The sequence below is a fragment of the Nitrincola alkalisediminis genome (assembly GCF_009821115.1).
In the GTDB taxonomy this organism is placed as follows: domain Bacteria; phylum Pseudomonadota; class Gammaproteobacteria; order Pseudomonadales; family Balneatricaceae; genus Nitrincola; species Nitrincola alkalisediminis.
Genome location: NZ_VYTY01000007.1, coordinates 81931 through 99877, shown reverse-complemented (window position 1 = coordinate 99877; position 17947 = coordinate 81931). Strand labels below are relative to the sequence as shown.

At 47.4% G+C, this 17947-nt stretch carries 14 protein-coding genes; 13 read left to right on the top strand and 1 reads right to left on the bottom strand.

From position 1 onward, the window contains the following. Positions 1-32 precede the first annotated feature (32 nt). Positions 33-1115 carry an alpha/beta hydrolase family protein gene (locus tag F5971_RS12070; protein ID WP_193495102.1) on the bottom strand — a complete coding sequence of 361 codons (1083 nt, stop codon included), beginning with the start codon at positions 1113-1115 and terminating at the stop codon, positions 33-35. Between the two features lie 216 nt (positions 1116-1331). Here F5971_RS12070 and F5971_RS12065 point away from each other — a divergent pair, with 216 nt between their 5' ends. The 13 genes from F5971_RS12065 to F5971_RS12005 all read left to right on the top strand — a co-directional run bounded on the left by F5971_RS12065 (position 1332) and on the right by F5971_RS12005 (position 17912). Beyond that, the gene (locus F5971_RS12065; protein ID WP_193495101.1) at positions 1332-2345 is read left to right on the top strand and encodes a helix-turn-helix domain-containing protein; all 1014 of its coding nucleotides are present in this window, start codon (positions 1332-1334) and stop codon (positions 2343-2345) included. Between the two features lie 83 nt (positions 2346-2428). Continuing rightward, complete coding sequence (locus F5971_RS12060) at positions 2429-3790, top strand: V-type ATP synthase subunit B (protein ID WP_036510136.1); 1362 nt, start codon at positions 2429-2431, stop codon at positions 3788-3790. Positions 3791-3792: 2 nt separating this feature from the next. Next, positions 3793-4395 (top strand): V-type ATP synthase subunit D, encoded by a 603-nt coding sequence (locus tag F5971_RS12055; protein WP_036510133.1) that lies wholly within the window; start codon positions 3793-3795, stop codon positions 4393-4395. Beyond that, positions 4392-6170: a V-type ATP synthase subunit I gene (locus tag F5971_RS12050; protein WP_193495100.1), complete on the top strand. Its 1779-nt coding sequence runs from the start codon at positions 4392-4394 to the stop codon at positions 6168-6170. Before F5971_RS12055 ends, F5971_RS12050 begins: the two co-directional genes overlap by 4 nt. Next, on the top strand, positions 6158-6604 hold the full coding sequence (locus tag F5971_RS12045; RefSeq protein WP_036510128.1) for an ATP synthase subunit C: 447 nt from the start codon (positions 6158-6160) through the stop codon (positions 6602-6604). The genes F5971_RS12050 and F5971_RS12045 overlap by 13 nt, the downstream gene beginning before the upstream one ends. A gap of 9 nt (positions 6605-6613) precedes the next feature. Continuing rightward, positions 6614-7294 (top strand): ATPase, encoded by a 681-nt coding sequence (locus tag F5971_RS12040; protein WP_193495099.1) that lies wholly within the window; start codon positions 6614-6616, stop codon positions 7292-7294. Further along, positions 7294-7992 (top strand): DUF2764 family protein, encoded by a 699-nt coding sequence (locus F5971_RS12035; RefSeq protein ID WP_193495098.1) that lies wholly within the window; start codon positions 7294-7296, stop codon positions 7990-7992. The genes F5971_RS12040 and F5971_RS12035 overlap by 1 nt, the downstream gene beginning before the upstream one ends. Continuing rightward, positions 7989-9806, top strand: coding sequence for a V-type ATP synthase subunit A (locus F5971_RS12030; protein ID WP_193495097.1), 1818 nt, complete (start codon positions 7989-7991; stop codon positions 9804-9806). Before F5971_RS12035 ends, F5971_RS12030 begins: the two co-directional genes overlap by 4 nt. Before the next feature lie 143 nt (positions 9807-9949). Next, positions 9950-11599, top strand: a complete 1650-nt coding sequence (locus F5971_RS12025; protein WP_246187802.1) for a transporter substrate-binding domain-containing protein — start codon at positions 9950-9952, stop codon at positions 11597-11599. A 10-nt stretch (positions 11600-11609) separates the two neighbouring features. After that, the gene (locus F5971_RS12020; protein ID WP_193495095.1) at positions 11610-13028 is read left to right on the top strand and encodes a sigma-54-dependent transcriptional regulator; all 1419 of its coding nucleotides are present in this window, start codon (positions 11610-11612) and stop codon (positions 13026-13028) included. 384 nt (positions 13029-13412) lie between these two features. Beyond that, positions 13413-14642, top strand: coding sequence for a dicarboxylate/amino acid:cation symporter (locus F5971_RS12015; protein ID WP_193495094.1), 1230 nt, complete (start codon positions 13413-13415; stop codon positions 14640-14642). Positions 14643-14755: 113 nt separating this feature from the next. Beyond that, entirely contained in the window at positions 14756-16636 is a 1881-nt protein-coding gene (locus F5971_RS12010) for a methyl-accepting chemotaxis protein (protein ID WP_193495093.1), read from the top strand. A gap of 175 nt (positions 16637-16811) precedes the next feature. Continuing rightward, a complete protein-coding gene (locus F5971_RS12005; protein WP_193495092.1) occupies positions 16812-17912 on the top strand; it encodes an ABC transporter substrate-binding protein in 1101 nt (366 codons plus the stop codon). Positions 17913-17947 lie beyond the last annotated feature (35 nt).

The following is a 17947-nucleotide window of genomic DNA, read 5'->3' as shown; positions in this document are numbered from 1 at the left end:
GTAAAGGTAAAGGCATCTTCAAGGTTAAAGCATTATTTAAGCACGATTTGATCAAAAAATGGCATCATGACCTGCACAATGCGCTGATGCATCTCTCGCCGTTCTTCACGCCCTTCAAAACAAACAAAGCGATCATCCGGCTCTTCCGCGCTCAAAACGGCAAGCCCATGCTCAGTACACACACCTAAAAAATCAAAATGCCCCAATTGTTCAGGTTCGTGATACGTCACAACATCAGGCTTAAGATGCTCAATTAAGTAACGTGACTCGATATTCAGATCAAGTCCTAGGGTGTCTCTAGGCGCACCGAACACCAACATAGGCACATTGATCATTTTCACACTCTCCGGATCAAAACTTTGACTCCCCCCTAAATCAAAAATAGCAAACGCCTTAATGCGTGTATCCGACCAATCCAATTCCATTTGCTGCCGGTCTGTTTCAGTCTTAGCGACCTGCCACTCGTTGAACAAACCGCAAACCAATTCGCCAATATGGTGAACGCAAAAATCATCAAAATGTCGAGCACTATAGCGTGCACCCGCCAGTAACATGGCCGTATGCCCGCCTAGAGAGTGTCCTGCCATGTAAATTTCATCCGATCGAATAGATGTGGACAAGACAAAGTCAGAGGTTAAGTAATCAATCACTCTTGAAATGTCGCGGGCGCGCTGCCACAGCTCGCGCCGCTGATCGGCATCTCGAAAAAAGTGAGAGGTCCCGGGATGGTTAATGGCAACCACTATATAGCCCTGTGCAACCAAAGCTTTCGCTAGCCAAGCTTGATTATGAGCCGTTCCGAACAATCCATGTGATAGCAATAGCACAGGAAATGTACCTACGGCAGGTTCGGCATCGATGATAACCTCAATCGGCTCCCACACGCGCTCCCAATTACCGTGCTCCCAAACAGCATCTGCACTATCATGGGTAGGATACCAAATATAGCCTTCAAGCGTTCGCCCAGATATCGAATCATCAAGGTTTAACATCATCCTCCCTGTCGAAGGATGAGGACTCTTTAGATCCTGTGCATAAAGATTCGAAATACCCAGCCAGCAAGTTAGGATCAGAAGACTGTGCAGCAAGATGCGAATCGGGTTTAGAGTTTTCATGGTTCGTCTCCTTAGACATTCATTTGAACAACACCTCCGCATTTTTGCTAACTACCGGACATTTCGCGCCTTAATTGATGATCAAGGACGTCCTAAATCAGGTTCTAGGACGCCAATCATCGCGCTGTGCGTTTCATTCATCGAATGATTCCATTAGGCTACTGTTGAACTGAGCGCTTCTCTCGTAATTCAGAAACATAAACGCTAGGATACTGAATGATTGCGATTCCCTTGCCCTTTATTGTGTCAATGTTGCTTTTTTTACTGGCATTTTTTTTGTGGGTAAATACCTCCAAAAAAGCGAAATCATCAAGTATTTTTGCTTTCATCTGTGCATTAACGACGACCATCGTTGGCTTACGCTGGAGTGTTGATTGGACCCTATTACGGGCATTGCAACCTGTTTTAGCGTCCTTAGTGCCTGTCTGCGCTTGGCTTTGCTTTAGCCAAGCCCATGGCACGAGAATGAATAAATGGCATGCACTGGGTCCTGGAATCATCACCTTGGGCTCTCTGAGCTACCCTCATTTCCAACCGCCTTTAGATGTTTTCCTCACCTTGATGTATGTTGGCTACGGCATCGCCTTATTACGCTTAGCGCCAACCCCTGCTGAAGACATTAGATTATCCGATACCGAAGGCTTTTCTCAGGCTGAACGTATAGCAGGCGCTCTATTGTTATTCTCAGCCGTCATAGATGGTGCGCTTGCTGTCAACTTTATGTTCTATGAAGGACGCCATGCCATCTATATTCTCACCATCAGCTATGCGCTCTTACTGCCGGCATTGGTGTTGATTATCGCGTGGGTCGGTCTACAAGTTCACACGGTGGAGGTAAAAAGTCATCCCTCTCTTCCAGAAGCACCCTCAGTAGAACTGACACGACACCCGATACTCGACAGTGATGCTCAGCTCATCGTTAATCAGTTTAAACAGTTAATGCAGGATAAGCAGACGTTTCGAGACCCTGACTTGACTTTAAACCGCTTGTCGCGAAAGCTCGTCATTCCATCTCGGCAATTGTCTTCAGCCATCAATCAGGTCTATGGCCGCAATGTGTCACAAGTGATTAATGAGTTTCGAATCAACTATGCCAAACAGCGCCTTATTGAAAGCGATGACAGCATCACCCAAATCTATATGAGTGCTGGCTTCCACAGTAAGTCTAATTTCAATCGCGAGTTCAGCCGTATTACGGGGCAAACACCGAGTGAATTTAGACACGCCTAAATGTATTTGTCATGAATAATCTATTGTAAAAGCTTAATTAGCATGGCTTAATCTTGTTAAGTGATTTAAACAGGAAGTGAGCCGTGTCACAGTTGCTTTTATCCTATTCCAAGATACTGGAAATTGTTGGTGATCTCGTTAAGGTGTATGTGCCCGAACCAGACAGCAACACAACGGGCAATATTGGTTTTGGTGATCTCGCCATTATCGAAAATCCTCTTGATCCGGCTCAACTGCCGGCTTTGGCTCAAGTCATAGAAATGGATCGCGACAGGATTTCATTGCAAGTTTTTTCTGGCACTAAGGGACTTTCCACACAAGCCAGTATTCGTTTTTTGGGTCACTCTATGCAGGTGGCCTTCTCAACAAATATTCTGGGTCGAGCCTTTTCAGGTGTTGGCGTACCCATTGATGGGGGACCTGATCTAAAGGAAGAGCCTCATATCGAGATTGACGGCCCCACCGTTAACCCAGCTCGACGTGTGCTAGCGTCTCGTATGATCCGCACAGATGTGCCAATGATTGATATCTTCAACACCTTAGTCGAAAGCCAAAAGATTCCAATCTTTTCGGTCGCAGGTGAACCTTACAATCAATTACTTGCTCAGATAGGTGCTCATGCCGACGCCGACATTATCGTTTTCGGCGGTATCGGTTTGATATTTGATGATTACTACTTCTTTAAAAAAGCCTTTGAAGACGCGGGTGTTCTTGCCAAAACCGTAATGTATGTTCACTTAGGCTCAGATCCGACTGTCGAAGCCCTTCTGGTTCCCGATATGGCATTGGCCGTGGCCGAACGCTTCGCTGTGGATGAAGGCAAACGCGTCTTAGTTCTACTGACCGATATGACTGCCTATGCCGATGCCTTAAAAGAAGTCGGCGTGGCCATGGAACATGTACCCTCGAATCGTGGCTATATCGGCGATCTCTACTCGCAATTAGCACGCCGCTACGAAAAAGCCTGTGATTATAAAGGGGCTGGTTCCGTCACAATTCTATCCGTGACAACCATGCCAGGTGATGATGTGACGCATCCCGTCCCCGACAATACTGGCTATATCACCGAAGGTCAGTTCTACTTACACGATGGCGTGCTGGACCCCTTCGGCTCATTATCGCGCTTAAAACAACATGTGATCGGCAAAGTCACACGTGAAGACCACGGCCAGATCATGAATACCATGGTTCGATTTTATGCCGCAGCACAGGATGCTCAACAAAAGCAAGCCATGTCATTTGAGCTGACGGAGTACGACCTACGTTTATTGCGTTTCGGTGATCTTTTTCGAAAGCGCTTTATGGACATCAGTGTCACGATTCCTTTGGAAAAAGCTTTAGACCTTTGCTGGAAGACACTGGCCGAATGCTTTGAAGCAGAAGAGTTATTAATGAAACAAGACTTAGTCGATAAGTATTTTCCAGTGGGCTCACAACGGAGTTAATCATGGCTCGATTAGCGCTCAATAAAAGCACATTGAATAAAGAAGGTCGCAAAGTACGTGCCTATCAAAAGTTTGTGCCAGCGCTAGACTTAAAACGCAAACAACTGCTTGCGGCTCGTGCAACAGCTGAGCAAACCCTGAAACAGCAACAGCATGCACTTTTACAAATAGAGCAGCAAGTACGTGCAGAGCTTTCCATGTTGCCCAACTTTCAAGGCAGGGTTGATCAGCTCGTTAGCATTCAATCGATTGAAATAGAACAGGTTAATTTAGTGGGCATCCACTTGCCTGAATTAAGATCGCTCAAGGTGGTGCTTGAACCCTACTCATGCTTGGGCACAGACCATTGGCTGGATCACTTGGCTAACCTCCTCCAGTCGCAGGTCACCCTGCAAGTCCAGCAACAGTTGATCCATAAGCGCTTGGAATGCTTGAATAAGGGTCTGCAAAAAACCACCCAACGTTTGAATTTATTTGACAAGGTATTGATCCCACAGGCACGTCAAAATATACGTAAGATCCAGATTGCCCTAGCCGATGCTGAACGCGCCGGGGTGGTTCGCGCCAAAATTGCTAAACGTAAGCGCTTGGGTGTCGCACTATGAGCATTTTACGACTTAACAAGGTGTCCTTGGTTGGCTTAACCGAACACAAGCCTACACTTTTAGAGGCCCTGCAAGTGCTCGGGGTCATGCATGTCATCCCTCTTCAAGAGGTGGAGCCACGCTCAACGTCAGACGAAAGCGTGAATCCTGAGCGCCTAAAAAGAGCGCTGCAATATTTGTTAAGCAGCCGTGAAAAGCGTCGACAAGTGGTGCGTTTGAAGCAGTTTAATCTGTCTGAAATGCTGGATCGGATTGATCACAATCGCACTCAACGATTAGATTTGATGGCACGTCGTGACTTTCTAGAAAAACGTATTACGGACTTAACCCCCTGGGGCGACTTTATCTTACCTGAGCTAGCGGATCTAGCTGGGCAAAAACTCTGGTTTTACTTGGTCCCCAATTATAAGCTTCCAGCGGTTGAGCGCTCCGGTTTAACCTGGTGCTGCGTGCATCGTGATAATCGTCATGCCTATGTAGTGGTTTTATCCGAAGATGAACCTGATGCGAACCGCATGCCCGTTACACGAACCTTCACGGGCAATATACCTCTGAGTCAATTAGAGCAAAACCTGGAAGATCTTGAAATTGAATTAGAGGCCGTTGAAGCCGAACGCGAAGCCTTAACACGTTGGATCTATCAATTGCAACGCTGTATCGCGGATACAGAAGACCGTGCATTTTTAGCGGATGTCTCGGATCAGACGCTGGACTATGAAGACATTTTTGCAATTCAAGGCTGGGTGGCTGAAAGCAGCGTCGCTGACATTGAACGCTTTGCCAAAAGCCACCAGTTGGCTCTGCTGATTGAACAGCCCAAACCGGATGAATTGCCTCCCACGCTACTGGACAACCCGGAGAAACTTCGCGGGGGCCAAGAGTTGGTGAGTTTTTTTCAAATGCCGAGCTATCGAAGCTGGGACCCTTCACGCGTTGTTTTTTTCTCGTTTGCCGCCTTCTTCGCCATTATTATGTCCGATGCAGGTTACGCTGCCTTAATGGGTTTGGTGCTCATCTACTATTGGAAGGATATGTCGAGCAGTGAAACCTCAAGACGCTTGCGTTCGTTAGCCGTCACGCTGACCGCAACAAGCTTGGTTTGGGGGGTGTTGGTCGGCAGCTATTTTGGTGCCAATGCGCCCTTCTCTTGGCTGGCGACACTTAAAATACTCGACTTACAAGACTTTGACGCCATGATGCGCTTTTCAATTACCTTTGGTGCCTTGCATTTAGTGCTCGCCAATCTAATGATGGCCTGGGTCAGGCGCAGCCAACTTGAAGCTTGGGCATCGGTTGGCTGGGCACTCGCGGTTTTGTCCTGCTTACTCGGATGGCTACAAGTCTTCCATTTTATACACTGGTTCGTATTTGTTATTGCCCTATTGGCCGTCTTGTTAATGTCAAATCAGCAAGACAAATGGCAGTTGCGTCAGGTCATTTGGGGCACCTTAGCACTCACCAATATCACTAAGCTATTTGGTGATGTGTTGAGTTATTTACGACTGTTTGCCTTAGGCCTCGCCAGCGCCTCATTAGCGATTACCTTTAATCAACTCTCAGTCGATGTGGCCAATGCACTGCCGGGCATCGGTGTCTTCTTACAACTCCTGATTTTACTGGCTGGGCACATGCTGAACTTCGTGCTCACCGTGGTCAGTGGAGTCATTCACGGTTTGCGTCTCAACTTAATTGAATTTTACAACTGGAGTTTGGCGGATGAAGGCTATGCCTTCCGCCCTTTCTCAAAACAGGAGGTTACACCTTGGACAACCTGATTATGGCATTAGGCTGGGCAGGTCTTTACGGCCCTATGGCACTTGGCGCGATTGGAAGTATGATCGGCTGTTCGTTAGCGGGTCAAGCCGCTGCTGGTGCACTACTCGAAACAGAAACAGGACACGGGCGCTATATTGGCATCTCAGCAATGCCCTCTTCGCAGTCTATTTATGGGATCGTAGTGATGTTTGCGTTAAGCCGCGAGATAACCCCAGAGAATGCTCCTGGCTTAGCAGGCATAGGGTTGCTATGTGGCTTGGCACTCATGTTCAGCGCGATCTATCAGGGGCGTAGTTGTGCATCGGCCATCAATGTCTCCAAGATTCGCCCTGAGATTTTTGGTATGTCGCTGGCCCCTGCAGCCATTGTAGAAGGCTTTGCCGTGTTTGCGTTTATTTTTGCCTTGGTGATCAGTGCTGGTGTACCAGCGTAGGAGCCGATGATGAATCACACAGAAAAACATCATCCCTCTTCAGGCGTAGAAGCCTTAATTGAGCAACTGCGTGACCAGGGCGTACAAAGAGGACGCGAAGAAGCCGATCAACTATTAAAGGACGCACGGCAAAAAGCCAATCAAATTCTGGATGAGGCGCGTCATGAAGCCGATGTTTTGCGTCAACAGGCCAAAAAAGAAGCCGAACAAACGCGCAAAGCGGGCGAAGATGCACTGAAAATGGCCGCTCGAGATCTGTTGCTTACCTTAAAAGAAACCATGGCTCTAAGTTTTGCAGATCAAGTTGAACGTTTAGTCGAGCAGCAAATGGACAACGACGAGTTCATGCGTCGACTGATTCTTGAATTGGCGGGTAAGGTTCGCGACCAATCTCAATTGAACCAGCATCCGATTGAAATTCTGTTGCCTGACGAGTTTATTGGATTAGATGAATTGCGCCGAAATGCTCATGAATACCGTCAAGGCCATTTAAGCCAGTTTGTTCAATCCTTGTCCGCTGATCTTTTGCGTGAAGGCGTTAGTGTCAGCTCTCACTCAGGTCGTGGATTACGCATACGCTTGGTTGGCAAAGAGGTCGAGATAGATTTGACCGATGCCTCGATTGCTGAAGTGCTGCTCAAACACCTACAGCCTCGTTTTCGTGCGTTGTTAGAGGGAGTTATTCGTTAGTGGCAGATTACTACACACTGGTCACTTGCCTGCCTTGGCTGCCTGAGCAGATGGAAAAATGCAGTCAGTTACCTTTGTCACGGATTGCACTAAACCGACGACTTTCGTTGTTGGACTCGCATGATCATCAAGGCCTTGCTGTTGCAGAGGCACTCTATCACCCGAACTTGGCCAATACGCAGCCGGATCGAGAACGAGTACTGCTCTGGCAAAAGCAAATTGCCGAACTTCCTTCCAGGGTGTTGCAGGAGGTGATTACACAGCGGTTAGAAATACAAACACTCTTAGCCGCATTACGCTATCGACGACGCCCTAACACATCGGCAGAACACTTTTACGGATACGGGCGCTGGACAGAATGGATACGGCAGCACTGGAAAGATCCTTTATTCGCCTTGGAAACACAGATCCCCCTCTTGGAGCGCTGGGGCGAGTTGTTTAATCAGGGGCACACGGGGGAGTTACAGTTTGAGATGGATCGTTATTTTTGGCAGCAACTGCTTGCAGTGGAGCGAAGCCATCATTTTTCCGTCGAGACAGTGGTGTGCTTTGTGTTGCGCTGGGGCATCGCAGAGCGTCGCCTAAAAAGTGATGCAGATGCGGCATTGGCCGATTTTCAACTACTGAGCGATACACTCCTGCACAACAGCGGTATCCAACAGCAACTGAATAGCTTGTTTGAGGACATAAATCGATGAATGGAACACCCGTTACAGCCCGAGTTGCTGGGGTACGAGACGATATCATAACCCTTCGTTTAATGAAGGATGAACATGGCGAATACTACCCCCTCATCAAAAATGAAGTGGTCTACATCTGCCCAGAACGTCGTCCATCCGACCAACGTCAAGAACGCTTGCAAGCAGAAGTATTGCGTGTTCGTCATGGTGAGGCCGATGTGCAAGTCTTCGAGAATACCCGAGGTGTGTCGATAGGAGACCCTGTCGAGCAAACCGAGCGTTTACTCTCTGTGGCGTTAGGACCGGGTTTATTGGGTCAAATTTACGACGGTTTGCAAAACCCACTCGAACTGATTGCCGCACAGCATGGTTTCTTTTTACCCAGAGGATTGGATGTTGAAGGGATTGATAATCAACATTTGTGGGCCTTTCAACCAACCGTTAAAATTGGTGCTCGAGTACGGGCCGGAGATCCACTGGGCAAAGTTCAAGAAAGACGCTTCACACATAAAATTATGACACCCTTCAAGTTGCGTGGTGAACTTGAAGTGACCTGGATTCAGGAAGGTAGCTTTACCGTCACGACTCCGATTGTCAGACTTAAAGATATGCATGGTGAAGAACATGAGATCACCATGCGTCAGTTCTGGCCAGTACGCGTACCCGTTAATCGTGATTTATTGCGCACAGGGTCAAGTGAGCGCTTGTATCCTGATCAACCCATGTTAACGACTCTTCGCCTGATCGATACATTTTTTCCGGTAGCCAAGGGTGGAACCGCCTGTATTCCAGGTCCATTTGGCGCGGGTAAAACGGTACTGCAAAGCTTAATTTCACGCTATTCCGATGTGGATATTGTAGTGATTGTGGCCTGCGGTGAACGAGCGGGTGAAGTCGTCGAAACGATTACCGAGTTTCCCAAAACCCCCGATCCGAAAGGCGGGACCTTGATGGATCGCACCGTCATCATTTGTAACACCTCTTCCATGCCAGTTGCGGCGCGTGAAGCCTCTATTTATACGGGTATCACCATCAGTGAATACTATCGTCAAATGGGATACAACGTGTTGCTGATTGCCGACTCAACCTCCCGCTGGGCACAGGCGATGCGTGAAACATCCGGTCGATTAGAAGAGATTCCTGGCGAAGAAGCATTTCCCGCGTATCTTGATTCCGCCGTCAGAGCACTTTATGAACGTGCAGGACTTGTGCGCACCAATGATGGCTCCGTCGGGAGCTTAACCCTCATCGGAACCGTATCGCCTGCAGGCGGTAACTTTGAAGAGCCCGTTACGCAATCAACACTGAGAACAGTAAAAACCTTCTTAGGCTTGAGTGCTGATAGAGCGTACAAACGCGCCTATCCGGCCGTTGATCCATTGATCTCTTGGTCACGTTATCTGTCTCAACTGGAAAATTGGTTTAATACACACTTAGATCCTGAATGGGTGCCCCAAGTCCGTGACATGCTCAATTTGCTCAGGCAAGGGGAAGAGGTTCAGCAAATGATGCAGGTGACGGGCGAAGAAGGCGTAACCTTAACCGATTATATTCTATGGCAGAAATCCCAGTGCCTTGATCAGGTCTATTTACAGCAAGATGCCTTTGATCCCGTGGACATTTCAACGCCCATCCAACGACAGCGAGATTTGTTTCGTTTACTGGTTAGGTGCTTAGAGGGCCTTCCTGCTCTAGAAACAAAAGAAGCGGTTCGCAGGCACTTTGTGCACTTAACAGGCTTGCTTAGAAACCTAAACTATACACGGCAAGACAGCCCTGACTATCAGCGCCTATGGCAAGAAATCGAAGCGCTTTCGGCACCTCATGATTGAGGGGTGCCGATTTCGATACTTACTTCTACCCTCTTATTCTGTGCTGTATCTTCGCACCAGCACTCAATACTTATTGCACTAACATGATATGATGGGACCCCTCTAAGAACCGCGATCCTATCGTCATGTCCAGCAGAACCCAAATGACACCGTATTTTTTTCGCTTTGTTGTGCTCTTTGTCAGTCTATTCGTTGCATGCATTGCTCAGGCCGATAGACCCATTCTGGTAGGGGGCGACTTAAACTATCCTCCTTATGAATTTCTTAACGAGCAGGGTGAACCGGATGGCTACAATACCGAACTAACCCGTGCAATTGCTGAAGTCATGGGGATGGACGTCAATATCCAATTGGGTAGCTGGGATGACATGCGCAGCCTTCTTGAACAAGGCAAACTCGATGTTTTACAAGGCATGGCCTACTCCACTGGCCGCACCGACAAATACGATTTTTCACCCGCCCATGCTCTGGTTCATCAGTCCATTTTTGCCCGTAAAGGAACTGCAAAAGTAAACAACCTAAATGAACTCGCCGGTAAAGAGATTATTGTCCAGCGTGCTGGAGTGATGCACGACTTTTTCATTAACAGTGGTATTGATGCCAAATTAATTTTAGTGGATACCCATGCGGCTGCATTGCGCCTACTTGCATCGGGTCAATACGATTACGCGCTGGTTGCCAACCTACCCGGCTTGTATCTAGGCAAAGAGCTTGAGCTTTCAAACATCACACCGGTTGGCCGCCCTTTTGGTGCTAATCAATATGGCTATGCAGTGATGAAAGGCAATACCGACCTGCTCGCACAATTTAGCGAAGGATTAGCCATTCTAAAGAACACGGGCCGCCACCAAAAAATTTATGACAAATGGCTGGGTCCACTTGAGCAAGATGGCTTTCCATGGAAAGAAGTCGGACTGATTACGGGCAGTATTTCGGGAATATTACTGGTGATACTGGGCGGGATTGTTGTATGGAACCGTATGCTAACCCGTGAAGTGAGCCGCCGTACTGACGAGCTCAAGCAACAGCAAAAACAACTGATGCAAGCCGACAAAATGGCTTCTCTAGGAATTTTAGTGTCAGGCGTTGCTCATGAAATCAATAATCCAAGCAGTCTACTGTTACTGAATCTACCCGTCATTCAAGAATTTTATTCTGACGCTGAAGAGATTCTAGAAGCCCACTTTCAAGCGCATGGCGACTTTTACATTGCAGGACTTGAATACAGCCGAATGCGTGATGAAATTCCATCCATGCTGCAGGATATGCTCACAGGCGCACAAAAAATTCGCCGTATTGTGAATGATCTAAAAGACTTTGCCCGCGAAACACCTGATGACCTAAAAGAGCCAGTGGACCTTAATGAAATTTTAGAAGTCGCCATCCGACTGGTCGACAATACCATACGCCAAAGCTGCAACCAATTTAAGGTTGAATATACTCAACCGCTGCCATATTTTTATGGCAGCGCTCAAAAAATTGAGCAAGTGATTATTAATCTTATTGTCAACGCATGTCAGGCGCTGGAAACCTCCAACCAAGCCATTAATGTTCGTACATTTCTTAAAGATGAGCATCACCTGTGTTTAGAAGTTTGGGACCAAGGTAAAGGCATCGCGCCTGCGCATATGGCCCGCTTATGCGACCCGTTTTTTACCACTCGACGTGAAGAGGGCGGCACGGGTCTTGGTCTTTTCATATCCAGTAAAATCGTCCAAGAGCATGGAGGCAGTCTGGTATACGAATCCAGCTCGCAGGGCACGAAAGCTATCTTGACCTTTTCAGTTGCTTAGGAAGACCCATATGCAAAAAAATCTTTACCCTCAATTTGGTATTCTGCTAATTGATGATGAAGAAGCCTTTTTACGCAGTATGAGCATTGCATTGGAGCGTAAAGCTGGGTTTACCCACCTATATCGCTGCCAAGACAGCCGTGATGCCATGGCCATGATTACCGAACACCCTATCGGAATCGTGCTTCTAGACATGACCATGCCACATATATCAGGTGACAAACTTCTGCAGACAATTGTCACTGAGCGTCCGGACATTAGTGTCATTGTCCTCAGTGGACTGAATCAAATAGAAACGGCCCTAGATTGCATGCGCCTTGGTGCGTTTGATTATTTTGTCAAAACCACAGAAGAGCAAAAACTCATTGAAGGCATCAAGCGGGCCGTGCGCATGCAAGAAATGCACGTTGAGAACCAAGCATTGCGGCGTCATGTATTAACCAACACATTGGAGCAACCCGATGTGTTCGCAAACATTATCACGCAAGACAAACGCATGCGTGCCGTGTTTCAATACCTAGAATCAATTTCTTCAAGTCTGCAACCTGTGCTCATCACGGGCGAAAGTGGCGTAGGCAAAGAACAAATAGCTCAAGCCATTCATGACCTAAGTAAAAATACAGGTCCACTTGTCAGCGTCAACGTAGCCGGATTGGACGACAATGTCTTTTCTGACACGCTGTTTGGTCATAGTCGAGGGGCCTTCACAGGTGCAGAGAGTGCGCGCTCGGGTATGATTGAGCAAGCGAATGGAGGCACCTTATTTTTGGATGAAATAGGTGATTTAAGCCCAACCGCTCAAGTCAAACTCTTACGCCTGTTGCAAGAAGGCGAATATTATCCTTTAGGCAGTGACCGGCCTAAGCGACTGCGTGCCAGAATCGTCGCGGCAACCCATCAGAATTTAACTGAAAAACAAGCATCCGGTCATTTTCGTAAAGATTTATATTACCGTTTAAAAATCCATCATGTTGAAATTCCAGCCCTGCGGCACCGTGTCGATGACCTGCCCTTACTCTTCGAGTATTTCCTCACCCAAGCTGCAGAGGAAATGGGCAAAACCAAACCCACTATTCCCAAGGAACTGCCCATTTTATTGGCCAATTATCAATGGCCTGGGAATATCAGAGAATTAAAGGCGCTGATTTACGACGCTGTCAGTCGCCATCGAAGCAAAGTACTCTCGATGGAAACCTTCCGCTCAGTTTTAACCAATAATGGCCCTAGTGCGCCTCAGGACCCGTCAGCAAACAACACAGCACGGGTATTTTTTCCAATAGATCAGCCCTTACCATCCTTGCAGGAAATCAACGACCTTCTTGTCGAAGAAGCGATGAAGCGTGCACAAGGCAATCAGTCTCTTGCATCACGTCTCATTGGCGTGTCCCAACCGGCACTGAGTAAACGTTTAAATAAGAAAACATCTTAAACTCACCTCACTAACCCCTATAACCTTGGTTATAACTATAACCAAGGTTATTCCGCAGCCAACTCTCTGATACAAAACCTTTTCTAGAAAATTATTGAAGAGTCACTATTCCATTAGGAATACCCCTTCCAATGATTCCAAACAGATCAAAGCCTATTTTTAAAAACAAAATCAAATACTTAAACTCATCTTCATGATTGGCACAGTGCTTGCTTTAACGAAATCCATCATTGCATCTAGATACGGCACAGGTTGTACCGTCTAGGCATGACTTTGTCCTCAACATTGGGGAATCCAACATTAACAACTCTGACAAATAACAACTAAAAAGGCAGTACTATGAAAGACTCTCAACACGCCAAACAACCCGGGTTTTGGAGCAGAATGCCACTGTGGCAAAAAATTCTGATTGGTATGGTGCTAGGCGCTATCGCAGGCTCCATCATGGGTCCAAACGCAGAAATGCTTAAACCCCTTGGGACACTGTTTCTCAACGCCATACGAATGCTGATTGTTCCGCTGGTTTTTTGCTCACTCGTTGTTGGCGTTACCTCCATGCAGGACACTCGTAAAATGGGGCGCATAGGCGTAAAGTCCCTTGTGTTATATATGGGGACGACAGCCGTTGCGATCACCATTGGTCTGGGATTGGGTATTCTTTTTGCCCCAGGCGCAGGTTTAGAAATGACCGCTCCAGCCGTAGCACAAGCCGCAAAAGAAGCGCCGACGCTGGTCGAAACGCTGCTCAACATGATTCCAACCAATCCTATTGGTGCACTTGCTGCTGGAAATATTCTACAAATTATTATCTTCGCATTGGGTTTGGGTATTGCATTGACCCTGTCCGGCGATATTGCAAAACCCGCAATTGCTGTATTTGAAAGCCTTGCTGAAGCTATGTACACCTTAACGGGCTTGGTCATGAAACTGGCACCTTACGGTGTATTTGGTTTAATGGCCTGGGTTGCTGGCACCTATGGTCTGGAAATTTTGCTGCCTCTAATAAAGGTCATCACTGTCGTCTATATTGGCTGCATCCTCCATGTGGTGGTATTTTATAGCGGTCTGCTGAGTGTTGTCGGTCGCCTAAATCCAATCAATTACTTGAAAGGCATCGTGAGTCCTGCGGCAGTGGCCTTTACCACCACCAGCAGTGCTGGCACCTTGCCAGTCAGCATCAAAGCCGCTCAGGAGGAATTAGGGGTATCTAAAGGTATTTCCAGTTTCGTACTGCCCATGGGCGCAACGATTAATATGGATGGAACGGCACTTTACCAAGGCGTTTGCGCGCTGTTCATCGCACAAGCCTTTGGCATTGACTTAGAAATGTCAGACTACATCGTCATCATCGCCACTTCTACACTGGCGTCGATTGGCACTGCAGGGGTTCCAGGTGCAGGTATCATTATGCTATCGTTAGTCTTAACCACGGTAGGTTTGCCGATTGAAGGCTTAGCGATTATTGCAGGTATCGACCGAATTTTAGACATGGCCCGTACAACAGTAAACGTATGCGGTGATTTGATGGTATCGACACTGGTTGCCAAAAGCGAAAATGAACTCGATCAAGAGATTTATTCCGCGCTTCCAACAGCAAACCAAATCAATACTTAAACAGTCCCGTTTAAGCCTTCCACTAGCGCCAGATGGACGCCGTCTATCTGGCCTTAGATCGCTGATCACCACTTGGTAATCACTATAAAAAGCGTTCTATACTAGGTGCCGAAATGAAAGTATCCCAAAAAGTCGCTCTCTATGCCTCAGCAATTGTGATATTGGCTTTCTCCCTCTACTCGTGGATACAGTACAGTAGTTTGAAAAATGCCCTATTCACCAAAACCACAACAAGCACCCAAGAAAGCAGTCGTGCCTTAGCCGTACAAGTAAATAACTGGTTGAATGGTAAACTCGCTTTAATTGATGTTGCATCACAAGCGATTGACAGTGACTTCTCTAATCAATCCATTCAAAAAACCTTTGATCTACCGATCTACAAACAAGAGTTTTTATTGATGTTTGGGGGACTGGATGCCGAGGCCGTGCGCTTTAGCAATGATCCGAATTGGAACCCGCCGGGTTGGGATGCTCGCAAACGTCCTTGGTACCCTGTTGCTAACGCCCATAAACGCGCCGTGTTTACGGAACCTTACCTGTCGACTGAAGGTGACGTACTGATTTCGGCTGTCGCAAACTTCTATGACAAAGGCCAGTTTAAAGGTGCATTCGGCGGAGACCTGAGTCTTAGAACCGTTTCCGATGCTGTCAACACCCTTAATTTCAATGGGACTGGCTATGCGTATCTTGTCAATGAGGCTGGCAAAATCATCAGCCACCCCGACACCGACCTGAATGGAAAGAACATCACAGAGTTTATCGCAGGTAACCTGCCACAGCTAAGTACCGAACTGACACGCGTCAGTCTAAAAGACGGCAGTCATGCCTACATTACCTTTACCCCACTACCGAACCTATATGGCGCTAAATGGTTTATTGGTGTTGTCCTTGACGAAAACAAAGTGTTACAGGATGTCCGTGAGTTTGGCTGGATTGCGATGATCAGCACCCTTATTGCCGCCGTTATTGCGTCCATTACTCTGTACTTGGTCGTGAGCGGTCTGCTGAAACCCTTGCAAGGCCTGCATAAATCCTTACAAGAGATCAACAGCGGTGATGGCGACCTAACCAAACGCCTCAGCATTGTGAGTAAAGATGAGTTTGGTCAAGTGTCAGCCGACTTCAATCATTTTATTGACTATCTACAAGCGCTGATACAAGAAGTAAAACATTTGTCTAGCGATGTCCGACTCAACACTGACAAAACCGCTGACTCGTCAGTACGATCTGCCAAACAACTGCAGAAGCAATTAAGTGAGCTGGATCAGTTAGCGGCCGCCATGCATGAAATGTCCGCAACAGCGCACGATGTAGCAGACAATGCTCAAACCGCCGCTGATCGCGCAAATCAAGCCGATATTGCAGCAAAAGACGGTGAAGCCGTCGTAATGCGTACAACCCAAACCATCGCTCAGTTGACCGAGCAAATGAGCGGGGTTGTGAATACCATCAATGATCTCGTTGGATACAGTAACAATATTGAATCCATCCTCACGGTTATCACGGACATTGCGGATCAGACCAACTTACTGGCCCTAAACGCGGCTATCGAAGCTGCGCGCGCTGGCGAACAAGGTCGAGGCTTTGCGGTTGTTGCGGATGAAGTGCGCACGCTTGCCCTCAAAACACAAGAGTCCACTAAACAAATCAAAGCCATGATTCATCAATTGCAAGGCGGTGTTAAAAGTGCTGAGAGCGTCATACTCAAAAGTCGTGAAAACGCCAACCAGACACAAGAGGTCGCCAATCAAGCGCGTGATTCGTTGCAGGTCATTCGTAAAAGCATCATTGAAATTAACAATATGAACGTACAAATCGCTACCGCTGCAGAGCAGCAAAGTGCGACAACCCTTGAAATCAACCGCAATACTACGAATATCCGTGATATCAGCCAAGCCGTTGCCGAAGCCGCTCAACATCAAGAAAGCCTTTGCAACACCATGGTGGATCTGACCAACCAACAAGCCAACGCGCTAGACAAATTCAAAGTCTAGTACTCAAGATAGGCTACCTTTGACCTTAAGCCTGCGCGCAGGGCCAAAGGTAGCCTCCAACATCGCCAACACCGCCTCTCAAACACGCCCTGCGACATTATGCCACAACACCTTTTAGATCAGTTGGCTATACAATTCAGCGCAATAATATCGAACTCATTGAAAGGCATGGTTTATGAAGCGACTGATCAGCGCATTGAGCATTACATTTTTACTACACTCGGGCATCTCTTTTGCTGAGATCGTAATCAATGACATTCAAGGCAGAAGCGTCACATTGAATGCACACCCTGAAAAAGTTGCCCTTGGCTTCTACTACGAAGACTACTTAGCTGTTACAGGTGCTGAAGGCTTCAACAAACTCGTTTCGTTATCTAAAGCCCCATGGGAAAGCTGGAGACCCGGCCAATGGAATGCTTACACAGATGCCTTTCCTCCCTTAGCCACTCTGCCTGATTTTGGTAACGCCGAGGATGGAACCTTATCGACCGAAGCATTGATCGCAACCTCACCCGACGTTTTAATTCTCGCGAGTTGGCAGTTTGATTCGATTGGCACAGGCATACAACAAATTGAAGCCGCTGGCATTCCTATCGTAACCCTTGACTACAATGCACAAACACTCGAAAAGCACATCGCCTCAACTCGAATTCTAGGTCAATTGTTAAATCAAGAAGATCGTGCTGAAGCATTAGTAAACTTATACGAAGAAAAACATCAGGATACGCTACAACGTGTTAAGTCTGCGCATAGCCATGGAGCCATCTCAAAGAAAATCTATGTAGAGCTCGCACAAAACGGCCCTGATGCGCAAGGGAATAGCTATAGTAAAGGCATGTGGGGCGGCGTTATTGACCTGCTTCAAGGACAAAACATCGCAGCTGGGCAAATCGAAAACTGGGGACCTCTCTCACCGGAATACATCATCGCATCGCAGCCGGACGTTATTCTTTTAGCAGGCTCTGAATGGCTTAATCGACCCTACTCCGTTCAACTTGGTTTTGGAGCCGATGCATCCTTGACGCATCAACGCATGGAAGCCTATCTCAGTCGTGCAGGCTGGTCGTCCCTCCCGGCTGTTCAGAACAGAGACGTGTATGGCGTGTATCACGGCGGCAATCGCACCTTGTCAGATTTTGTGTACATGCGCGCGATTGGCCAAGCGCTATACCCTGACTACTTCACAGATGTCGATCCTGCTCAAGAGCTCCAAGACTTCTATGCTGAGTGGATGCCTATTTCTGCGATGGGTCTCTTCGTCACACGTCTACAATAATGTTCTTCTCTCTGCTGTCAACAATGCGCAACTCT